This window comes from Bacillus paramycoides, from assembly GCF_001884235.1.
Classification (GTDB): Bacteria; Bacillota; Bacilli; order Bacillales; family Bacillaceae_G; genus Bacillus_A; species Bacillus_A paramycoides.
Genome location: NZ_MAOI01000133.1, coordinates 37,564 through 47,194 on the forward strand (window position 1 = coordinate 37,564; position 9,631 = coordinate 47,194).

8 protein-coding genes and 3 pseudogenes are annotated in these 9,631 nt (G+C 33.4%); 8 read left to right on the plus strand and 3 right to left on the minus strand.

The features are described 5' to 3' along the window. Positions 1–59 precede the first annotated feature (59 nt). Positions 60–857, plus strand: a pseudogene (locus BAU28_RS27285) (IS6 family transposase). Positions 858–1,195: 338 nt separating this feature from the next. On the opposite strand, the gene BAU28_RS27290 reads toward BAU28_RS27285, so the two are convergent. Further along, positions 1,196–1,624, minus strand: coding sequence for a cell wall hydrolase (locus BAU28_RS27290; RefSeq protein WP_002175158.1), 429 nt, complete (start codon positions 1,622–1,624; stop codon positions 1,196–1,198). A gap of 434 nt (positions 1,625–2,058) precedes the next feature. Here BAU28_RS27290 and BAU28_RS27295 point away from each other — a divergent pair, with 434 nt between their 5' ends. Next, positions 2,059–2,364, plus strand: coding sequence for a YolC/YozM family protein (locus BAU28_RS27295; RefSeq protein ID WP_071721110.1), 306 nt, complete (start codon positions 2,059–2,061; stop codon positions 2,362–2,364). A 286-nt stretch (positions 2,365–2,650) separates the two neighbouring features. Further along, positions 2,651–3,490, plus strand: coding sequence for a YitT family protein (locus tag BAU28_RS27300; protein ID WP_071721112.1), 840 nt, complete (start codon positions 2,651–2,653; stop codon positions 3,488–3,490). Positions 3,491–4,011: 521 nt separating this feature from the next. Here the strand turns inward: BAU28_RS27300 and BAU28_RS27305 are convergent. Beyond that, on the minus strand, positions 4,012–4,650 hold the full coding sequence (locus tag BAU28_RS27305; protein WP_071721113.1) for a TetR/AcrR family transcriptional regulator: 639 nt from the start codon (positions 4,648–4,650) through the stop codon (positions 4,012–4,014). Positions 4,651–5,056: 406 nt separating this feature from the next. On the opposite strand from BAU28_RS27305, the gene BAU28_RS27310 reads away from it, so the two are divergent. From BAU28_RS27310 to BAU28_RS27320, 4 genes and pseudogenes are all read left to right on the plus strand, one after another. Beyond that, on the plus strand, positions 5,057–5,512 hold the full coding sequence (locus BAU28_RS27310; RefSeq protein ID WP_071721115.1) for a MarR family winged helix-turn-helix transcriptional regulator: 456 nt from the start codon (positions 5,057–5,059) through the stop codon (positions 5,510–5,512). Between the two features lie 159 nt (positions 5,513–5,671). Next, positions 5,672–5,840: pseudogene (locus BAU28_RS31190) on the plus strand (DedA family protein); the annotation flags it as partial. A 146-nt stretch (positions 5,841–5,986) separates the two neighbouring features. After that, positions 5,987–6,490, plus strand: coding sequence for a DUF3995 domain-containing protein (locus tag BAU28_RS27315; RefSeq protein ID WP_071721116.1), 504 nt, complete (start codon positions 5,987–5,989; stop codon positions 6,488–6,490). A 464-nt stretch (positions 6,491–6,954) separates the two neighbouring features. Next, positions 6,955–7,374 (plus strand): DUF1259 domain-containing protein, encoded by a 420-nt coding sequence (locus tag BAU28_RS27320; protein ID WP_071721118.1) that lies wholly within the window; start codon positions 6,955–6,957, stop codon positions 7,372–7,374. A gap of 109 nt (positions 7,375–7,483) precedes the next feature. Here the strand turns inward: BAU28_RS27320 and BAU28_RS27325 are convergent. Next, positions 7,484–8,078: pseudogene (locus tag BAU28_RS27325) on the minus strand (polysaccharide deacetylase family protein). A gap of 199 nt (positions 8,079–8,277) precedes the next feature. Between BAU28_RS27325 and BAU28_RS27330 the strand changes: the two are divergent. After that, positions 8,278–8,808 carry a cysteine hydrolase family protein gene (locus tag BAU28_RS27330; RefSeq protein WP_071721119.1) on the plus strand — a complete coding sequence of 177 codons (531 nt, stop codon included), beginning with the start codon at positions 8,278–8,280 and terminating at the stop codon, positions 8,806–8,808. Positions 8,809–9,631 lie beyond the last annotated feature (823 nt).

The following is a 9,631-nucleotide window of genomic DNA, read 5'->3' on the forward strand; positions in this document are numbered from 1 at the left end:
AATCATCTCTAAAACTTGGACATACAGATACTATTGCTCTAAATAGGTGTGTAATCGGTATGGAAAAGAAAAATTGGTTCAAATGGAAGCACTATCAGCCTGATATTATCTTATTAACGGTAAGATGATACCTACGGTACAACCTAAGTTTTCGTGATTTGGTGGAAATGATGGAGGAACGTGGTTTATCCATTTCTCATACAACGATTATGCGTCGGATTTATCAGTATGGTCCTGAATTGGACAAACGGATCCGACGTTACCTCAAACAAATAAATGGCTCTTGGAGAGTCGATGAAACATATATCAAAGTAAAGGGTCAATGGATGTACCTGTATCGTGCTGTTGATTCGAACGGAAACACAATCGATTTTTGCCTAAGCGCAACAAGAGATCATAAGGCTGCAAGGCGCTTTTTCAAGAAAGCTTTATGGTCTTTTCATGTTTCAAAGCCACGTGTGATAACAGTCGATAAGAATCCAGCTAATCCTATAGCAATTGAACAGTTGAGAAAAGAAAAAAGCATACCTAACGGTATGCGACTTAGACAACAAAAGTACTTGAATAACATAGTAGAACAAGATCATCGCATTATAAGGAGGCGAATCCGTTCTATGCTAGGTCCTAAATCTTTTGACATAGCTACATCCATTCTTTCTGGAGTAGAAGCCATGCATATGATTAAAAAAGAACAGATTGCTTTACGGAACCAGTTTGTCAAAAATCAAAAAGAATTCATCCATCAATTGTTTGGACTTGCAAAAAAAGATATGATTCCGTTAGGAATATATGTGCTTTATTCTCTGTTGTTTTATGTTTGCACCAGAACCTTAATTGTCATGAGTTATTATTTATAAAAATCACTAGTGCTAAGGAACAACTATATATTTTTAAATGTAATATAGCTATTTAGAAAGTAAGCAAATATTATTTGATATGAGAAACCCTGTTTTGATAAACAGGATTTTATCTTTTTAAAGAGGTCCTGCCCTATCTCTATAAACTTCAAATTTTTTTGCATCCCAAAACGAAGAATTTTATGGCTTTTATAGTAATAAGATTCATTTTCATCGTTTTGGGGATAACCTGTTTCCCTAAGTTGATGTGCATGGATGCTACCCCTAAAACTAGTAAAAAAGTGTTAAATTAGCGCTTTTTTATTCTTTCTTTAATTACAGATTGTTTTTATCATTGTTTAAAATGTATTATAAACCTGTTCACAAGTTGCGGCTGTTGGTTGAAAAAAACAGTGCTTTTTAAAACGCCCTACAAAAGGCTGATTATACCATTGTTGAGGACAATCACCTGGTGGCCTAAAATACCACAAACTAAATTTCCCAGGCCAGAACCTCTCTCCATTGATTACTCGACGAGCTAAGCTTTTTTCACTTTCTCTTGCTCTTTGATAGAAATAACCGTGAGTAACAGCTTCAAACGCGTGTTCCTGGAAAATCATTTGTCTAATGGTACGAAGGTTTTTAAAATCGGAACAATTAGCTCTTATTCGGTTAATTCCTACATTTCCGACGAGCAACATACCCTGGGTTCCTTCTCCTTCGGCTTCTGCTCTCAGTAATCTTGCTAAAAGTGCAATATCTGCATCTGTAGCGTTAACAACTCCCATGACTTCACCTCCATTATATTTTCTTCTTATAGTATTGTTTATTAGTCAGGATAATGACTTTTTTACATAATATAGGTTTTTATGTTTACGGAGTACGAAAGAGAATTACTCTTATATATAAGGGGGATGATAAAATTGTTATGCTAAATATTTTTTCGTACAATTGGAAAGAAAAGCTAACAAATCTTTTATTATCTGTGTTTTGAGGATATTAGGAGATTTGTTGTGCAGTCAATGAATTTGGGGTATTGAATGTGAACTAATATTTAAAGGTTTACTTTCAAATTAAACCGAACAGACCAAAAATAAGGAAGTTCTTTTACACTACAAATGAATTTATTTTAAAAGCGCAGATGCATTTTTATGAATTTTATTGGAAATTAAATGTAAAAATGGGTTATCATCGTACAATAAAGTTGTATAGGTGTATTATAATGAAAAAACTTTCTTTCGTTTTAGTAGTACTATTAACTTGTATACTAGTATTTAATGTTTATGCTAGTGAAGTAGATACAACTAAAAGTGCTACAGAATTACGTGAAGAACGTATTGCAACAGCAATTGAAAACGTTTGGAACAAATATGATTTAGCTAGTTTTCAAATTGGTATCACTGATCCAATAATTTGGATTGAAACAGAAAAAATGGACTATAAGAAGGAATGGTTGACATACTTGAAAAAGAATGTAAGTAACTCTGATTTAGAACACTATAATATTGAAATTTCGGAGAGGAAATAATACGTAATTTCATTAGACAAGAAATAAAAGGCATTAACCAATACAGTGTAGAGGTTAATGCCTTTTATTTTAATTTAAATGTAATAATTTAGTTAAAAACATGTCCATAAGATAAAGAAGCACTAGATGTACTATTATTTTGTAATTGTAGTTTGAATGCTGTTCCTGATTTAGTTAAAATCCTGTATTAAAATAAAAACAGACTACTGTTCGAGTTAAATGTTCCAGGTTATAATGGTTAGGGTTTATGCCTGAGTAAATATTTTTATAAGAAGTGAGGTAGTGTATGAAAAAAAGAACCACAGACATTATTTTTATCATTATGGGTGCCTTTATTTTCGCGTTAGGTGTTAATTTATTTGTTATCCCGAACGAGCTTGGTGAAGGAGGAGTAACTGGTATCACGATTATAACCTACTATTTATTTGAGTGGTCACCAGGTTTAGTCAACTTAATTCTTAATGCGTTTTTGTTAATAATTGGCTATAAATTTTTGAATAAGGTAACAACGATTTATACGATTATTGCTGTAGTTTTTAACTCGCTTTTTCTTCATCTGACAGAAGGCTGGAATATTGCTTCTAATGAATTAATGGTAAATGCCATTTTTGGAGGAATATTTGTAGGGTGCGGGATTGGACTAATCATTCGGGTTGGCGGAACAACAGCAGGTACTACCATCTTAGCAAGGATTACACAAAAATATTTAGGCTGGAGCATTAGCTATGGTCTATTGTTTTTCGATTTAATAGTTGCTTTTTCATCTTATTTTATTATAGGTGCAGAAAAGCTGATGTTGACAATTATTATGCTATATATAGGAACGAAAGTGATGGAATTTGTAATCGAAGGCTTAAACCCGAAGAAGGCCATTACCATTATCTCTGATAGACCGAATGACATTGCCGAACAAGTGACTAAATCAATGGACAGAGGGGTTACCGTATACTCAGGTCATGGTTATTACACAAAAACCCCAAAGGAAATTCTTTATATTGTTATTAGCAAGCAAGAAGTATTAAAGTTAAAACGGATTGTTCAATCTACTGATCCGAATGCTTTCATCGCTATACACGATGTTCGTGATGTGTTCGGAGAAGGATTTGTTGATATTTCTAAGTCTTAATAAGAGGTTAATTTAAAAGAGTTAGAATTTGTAGAGTTGGTATTAGATATATGCCTACCTGTTTTAATTAATCGTTCGTTATCGTCAATATAAACGACACAATTTGAAATTTTGTTTTTTACAATACGTTTATGAACTATGTGTAAATTGAATTATATAGCGAATAAGATATAATTTTATTATAAGCAACATGTTTTCGTTATAAACGATTCTGGTGTAAAAACGATAAAACTTGTGCAATGAATCTTCAAATTTTGGACATATTGATAATACAACTTTATAAAAGGTGTACGATCAGTATGTCCAAGTTTAGGAGATTACTTGCAAGAACTTTAGAGTTTTTGCAGCAGAGCCTAAAGGAGCTATAACTATTGGAGATAATAATTGAAATTAGGAAGAGACCAAATTTCAATTATTAAGCATAAAATCATTAACCGGCACCTTAACTTTTAAGGTACCGGTTAATTTGTGTGCAATTTGTGTCTACACGTGCGAATTTCCTGAAATGATAGGATGATTCTTCACAGTACAGTTACCTTTTCTAGACCTCGTGAAAAAAAAGTAAAACCCAATGCACAAAAGGGGCCTTTAGTAAAAAGCTTCGCTGCTTGTTCTGCAGTATATTTAGGTGAATATTTCATGTCATTTTGAAGCCACCAAATTGCTATCCCAATAATAGAGGAAGTGATGAAGTGCAATACCATATCTTTCGGAATATCTAAGTCATGTTCTCCAAGTGTAAGCTTAATGGAATTTTGTTCAAGGTTATCCATGATAGCCTGCTGCATTTGTAGCTTAAAATCATGAATGCCATGAGGCCCAAGCATAGATTTATAAAAGTCTGCATGTTTTGCGATACATTCAAATATGGATTGTAAAATTTCCTCGAATTTCGAAAGTTCTATTTGATTTTCCTGTACATGGGTATAAAGGACCATCTTACTTGTGAATTCTCCTAGTGTATTCTCGGTAAGATTTGTTAACAAATCTTGTTTATCCCTGTAATGCGAGTAAAATGTTGCCCGATTAATGAGTGCCTCATCTGTGAGGTCTTGAATGGTAATAGCGTCGTATCCCTTTTCCCCTATCAGCTTGATAAAAGCATCATATATAAATATCTTTGTCCGAATAATCCGTAGATCCGATTTTTTCAATACCATATGCCTCCGTTTTCGTTATTATCATTGGAAACAACAGATCGCCTCTTTTTGTTTCTTATCTTGCATCTATGTATTAAATGTAAATTAAACTGTCTTGAAAAAATGAGTCTTTGAAACTCCATAATTTATTAATCCATTACATTTTATCTATATGAGGGACTAGAATAGCAACCCTGTGATAATGCTTCAAAAGGTGTACCTTGTGTAGTTCAAGGGATTCTTGCAAATACTGCTGTGAGATAGGAGCTTTTTATGCACTATTAAAAAGAATTTGTAATTAAAGTATTGAGATACATTTTGCTTTACACTAACACAAAGACATTGTACAGTTAACTTAACTTAATTATATACAAAAGCGAAATAACATCGTACGGTGCAATAACAAAATGAGTGGAGGAAGAATTATATGACTAGTTCTTATAAAGGAGTAATTACCGAAATGAACCAGGCCTACAATGAATTAAACATTTTAATATCTCAGGAGTTAAAGACTGAGTTCGGTCTAACAGGACAGCAAGAGAACATGATATTCTATATCAATTTAAATAAAAATACTACAGCAAACAACATTGCGAGCACTTTTAATATATCCAAAAGTGCTGTCAGTCAAGTTTTATCTAAATTGGAAAAACATAAGATGATTTCGAAACAAGTAAATCCTAACAATAAACGTGAATATTTCCTTACACTTGGTCCTAACGGTAGCAAGTTTATAGAACGGTTGTCTGAGCTAGATGATTTACTTATTGAGAAATACTTCTCTAAAATTGATATCGAATCCTTGCAGCAAATGACCGATACCTTAATTAAAATAAATCAAATTATACGGGAAGAAAAAAAGAATAACCTTGAGACCAAATAGTAATAGAGTCTTTATGGAGTGGCTTTTATTAGAGAAGTTGCATATGTTCACTGACTTTTAATTAACTTTTTTTGAAACATAACTTGGTTAGTTGAAAGGGGGGAACACCTTATTTCCACATTTAAAAAAACATATGTCAGATGAAATGGAGTCTGAAAGATGGAATTAGTATCGCAGGTTATAGCGGATTATGGTTTCCTCGCTATTTGTTGGATGCCTGTTCTTGGAATTACAGGATTACCAACTCTGATGAAGACATGATGATAATCGTAGGTCACTTTACGTGGATTATGAGCTTGTTATTTTAGTAAGCTTTGTAGGAGCGTTGTGAGTATACTATAATGTAGTAACTGATTGTACAAATACAATCATAATATTCGTAAAATTTTCATTGGATTTAATAATAATAAATTATAAAATGAAACAATATATAAAACTATACGCAATTCAAAAAGATTTCTGTTATCCCTCATAATGAAAGGAGTTATTACAATCAAAAACAATAATGATCGTCATCCTCTGGACAAAATCGAGAAGTGGTTGGTTTTTACTGGTTATGCAGCTTTTGTTTGGTCGACTCTATTCGGGTTAATCCACATTTACTGGGCTGCAGGAGGCACTTTAGGATTTGAAGGCAAGACGATGGGCGAAGTGTTATTCATCATTAATCTGGTTGCAATTGCCCTATGTATAATTTCTGCATTTACTGCACTTGCACTTGTTCAAGCATGGGGACGAAGGTTTCCATCCTGGTTGTTGCTCACTTCTGCATGGGGAGCGTGTGTGGTTTTGGGTTTACGCGGTGGTGTAGGGATAATTCAAAGCTTGTTGGAATCAGAATCACTTTCTTTACTATTAGTAATTGTTGAACCGTTTTTCTTGTTAGGAGGAATCTTATATGGACTTCTTGCTTTTTTTTATATTTATACCTCCAATAATGGGGAAAAAATAAAACAGAACGGGATAAATATGCGGTAAACCTATAGTTATTCAAGAAACGGGCGCTTTAATGGAGGGAAGATCACAAAAATGATCAAACTTTTTTATGAAAGATAAATAGTCAATCTCAAAAGTGGAATTCATTTTGATCAATCTTTTTTCAAACTGGATTCTTTTTCTTTACCGTAAACTATAGGTTTGTGAGGTATTTTTAATCAAACTTTATTGCAAAGCTACAACAGAACAGGGGGACATCATGAATCAGACGTTCAATAAAGCTGATACATTGATCCCTTTCAAGAATGGTTATGATTGCTTGGAGATATTATAGGTATTTCGTCTAAAATAAACAGGTCACAGATTACACTTTGTGACCTGTTTTTTAGAATTTCGAAGCGAGTTGAGTTTGTTTATCTGTGTTTCTTGGCTGTAAGAGTAGGAAAAAGTCCTTTTTAAATTAAAACTCTAAATTCATCATTTTGTATGAGAAAGGAATTAAATTTATGCACAACTTTAATTTCATTTGTGATCAATTTGCTACAATTCTTAAAGGGAAAAGTAAAATAAGTGAAGGTGGTTGTTCGGTATCTTTTCATCGCGATTTTAGGGTGCTTGTTCAAGGGAAGCCAAGTGCCTATGTAGTACCCGTAGGAGTAAGTTTTGAATCGTTGGATCAAAATGGTAATGCATTAAATTTAGGAGAAATTGCTGTTCTGCAAGAAGAGATCCCTTCATTTATGGGATCAATTGTACAACAAGGAATTATTGTTAGTGCTTTACATAATCACTGGTTGTACATGAACCCATTAATTATGTATATTCATATCCAATCAGTGGAGCCCCCGTTACATTTTGCAAAAAAATTGGCAAATTCTTTTTTGTCCTTAAGTAGTTATCCTGTTGCTAATAACGAGGCTCAATAATCAGTGATTTGGATGTATTTATTTTTTGTTAATAGTTTGGAGAAAAGTTTTCTTTGCACATCTACCATTTAGCAGTCATATTGTGAGTGTTTTTAAAGGTACACCTATGCTACTTACTTCGTTTATACTTGAGAAAATCATGAACTTTAACAAATTGAAATCCTTTTTCCTGATTCTTAGGAAGAATGATTTTTAGAGCTGCTACAGTTTGTCTTCTGTTCTCCCCACCATCATGAAGAAGAGCAATATCTCCGTTACGAGCATTTTTTATAACATGAATCATGATGCCAAGACCAAAGTACAATTTGTTTCCCTTGTTGCTTGACTGTTGTAAATACAGTGTAATTTATATAACCACCAGGTGGTCTGAAAAGTAAGAGATCTTTATTTCATTTTTCTATATATTTCTGCCCTTCTATAATATCTTTTTGGATTATTTTTAATGGTGTCTTTTGAGCGAAAACATGATTCATTGTATGATTGCCAATTTCATGCCCCTTATTTAAAACCGTTTTTACTAATTGAGGAGCCTGTTGTATACGAAAGCCAATTATCTTTTTGTTGGTAGGTACGTCCCGAGTGACTATCCCCGTTGGCTCTAGATCTTCTCTCATTAACATGCGAGCAGCTACTTTATTTGAAGTCAATGTACCAATAGTACATAAGATACCGACTATAATTATAAACTTTAATTTATGAACCATTATTACCCACCTTTTATGACTATTAAGTGAAGTGGAATTTAGTTTCTTACAAATGGCGTAAGCATTTCATAGTATTGGTAGCAAATACATACATGTATTAGTGTGTTTATTTGGAAATTTTGGAGACATTAAATATGCATAACTTGGTAGTTTACATATGTTTTTTTGTATTTTGGGAACAAGTGTTAGGAGGGTATTTATGATGAAAAGCTGTACAGCACTTCTTATTATTGATGTACAAGTAGGTTCATTTGAAGAGAGAAAAGTTCTATATAATGAAATGGAATTATTAAGAGTTATTCGATTATTGATTTCTAAAGCCCGTTCTGCTTCAGCCCCTATTTTTTATATGAAATTTAATGGGAAGTCTGGTTCCACACTTAAACAAGGGACAGCAGGGTGGGAAATTCATAAATCTATTGCTCCAGCAACAGGAGATGTCGTTCTTGAGAAGAATCACCCGGATTCTTTTCATAAAACGGGTCTTCAACAAGCTCTGGAAATGAGGAATATAAAACGAATTGTTATAGCAGGAATTCAATCTGAAATTTGTGTAGATGCAACATGCAGGCGTGCGTACAGCTTAGGATATGACGTTATTCTTGTAGGGAATGGACATAGTACATATAATTCTACAGTATTATCAGCGTCTCAAATCATTAAGCATCATAACGAGATAATCGGTCAATGGTTTGCTTGTGTAAAAAATGCGGAAAATATAGAATTTTAATTACTTCCTTACAACTGATTTTGTTCTATAATAACATATGCTTCCCGACTATGCTTTTTAGTGATTAGTATATCGATTTATAATTGTTAAATAAATACTGGAATATCACCATCAAGCTAATATTTTAGAATATCTCCAGAACGGAAAAGTATCTCTTCATAAAAAATTCTTTTGGATGCAAGAGGATTTTTTTATTGGGAATAGTAAGGGGGAGGGGAGGTGCATTACATATGGGAAAAGGTAGAAGTAATAATGCTGGTAAAAAGCAACCGAATTTCGATGATTCATCTAATTTCGCTAAACAAAGCCAACCGACAGAAAAGAAGAAGAAATAAGAAAAGGAGCTCTCTTGATAAAGGGAGCTCCTTTTTAAGATATATTGATGTTTCAGAACAACATATCGATGGCTCAACCAAATAGTCATAATTGCAAGGCTTAATTTCCTGCGAATGGCAGCCAATTTAATATATAACCTTGATAAATTAATTGAAAATAAAAGACTATATACTATACACGAAAGAGCATAAAACAGGGGAATTATGTATAAGGAGTTGATGGGTTCTGGTGCGGAAATGTCAAAACACCAGAATCCATTGTTATTCAAAATGAAGCCTATTAATAAACTGTTGTGAACTACTCGCCACTTAGCGAAACTTGAAGTGGGAGCTTCTCAGTTCCACGACGAAAGCAACCTTTCGTCTCCCTGAGCGTTACTTCGGAGTGCTCCAACCCTAGATGTCCAACGCCTGGACGCTCTTTTGGTACGGTTGATATTTTACGCAGGAACCGAATGGCTTGGTTTTCGCACTCTATTTTCTTCCTG

What these genes read in the sequence shown, in the direction of transcription:
- BAU28_RS27290 (WP_002175158.1), bottom strand. Translation starts at nt 1,624, where the DNA reads ATGGGAGTTGTTAACGCTACAGATGCAGATATTGCACTTTTAGCAAGA.
- BAU28_RS27320 (WP_071721118.1), top strand. Translation starts at nt 6,955, where the DNA reads ATGCACAACTTTAATTTCATTTGTGATCAATTTGCTACAATTCTTAAA.
- BAU28_RS27330 (WP_071721119.1), top strand. Translation starts at nt 8,278, where the DNA reads ATGATGAAAAGCTGTACAGCACTTCTTATTATTGATGTACAAGTAGGT.
- BAU28_RS27310 (WP_071721115.1), top strand. Translation starts at nt 5,057, where the DNA reads ATGACTAGTTCTTATAAAGGAGTAATTACCGAAATGAACCAGGCCTAC.
- BAU28_RS27305 (WP_071721113.1), bottom strand. Translation starts at nt 4,650, where the DNA reads ATGGTATTGAAAAAATCGGATCTACGGATTATTCGGACAAAGATATTT.
- BAU28_RS27315 (WP_071721116.1), top strand. Translation starts at nt 5,987, where the DNA reads ATGAAAGGAGTTATTACAATCAAAAACAATAATGATCGTCATCCTCTG.
- BAU28_RS27295 (WP_071721110.1), top strand. Translation starts at nt 2,059, where the DNA reads ATGAAAAAACTTTCTTTCGTTTTAGTAGTACTATTAACTTGTATACTA.
- BAU28_RS27300 (WP_071721112.1), top strand. Translation starts at nt 2,651, where the DNA reads ATGAAAAAAAGAACCACAGACATTATTTTTATCATTATGGGTGCCTTT.